1 protein-coding gene is annotated in these 299 nt (G+C 33.1%); it reads left to right on the top strand.

The features are described 5' to 3' along the window. Window positions 1-299, top strand: a 299-nt coding sequence (locus tag GFV01_RS10070; protein ID WP_221411131.1) for a hypothetical protein, incomplete at both ends; no start/stop codon positions are given.

Here is a 299-nt window from a genome sequence, read left to right as displayed (position 1 = left end):
GATTTTTTAAATTATCGCAAGAAAAACCGAGTAAATATAAATCCAGTACTTCCTTTTATAAAGGGAGAGGATTGATTCAACTTACAGGAGACTACAATAAATCTAAAGAAAGCTACAATGATCCCGGGCCTTATAAATTTTATGGATCTTATTTAGTAAAACAAGGTTATCTGAAAAAAGAAGAGGAAGGAATATTTATCACCAATCCTGATTTGATATCCAAAGATCTACATTATGCCATAGACAGTGCCGGTTGGGAATGGGAGGTTTTTAAAAGGGTTTCAACATGGGAAGATAAA

Origin of the sequence: Apibacter sp. B2912, assembly GCF_009827835.1 — a bacterium.
Lineage (GTDB): Bacteria > Bacteroidota > Bacteroidia > Flavobacteriales > Weeksellaceae > Apibacter.
The sequence above is the reverse complement of the archived record's forward strand: the minus strand, read 5'-3'. Positions and strand labels throughout refer to the sequence as shown.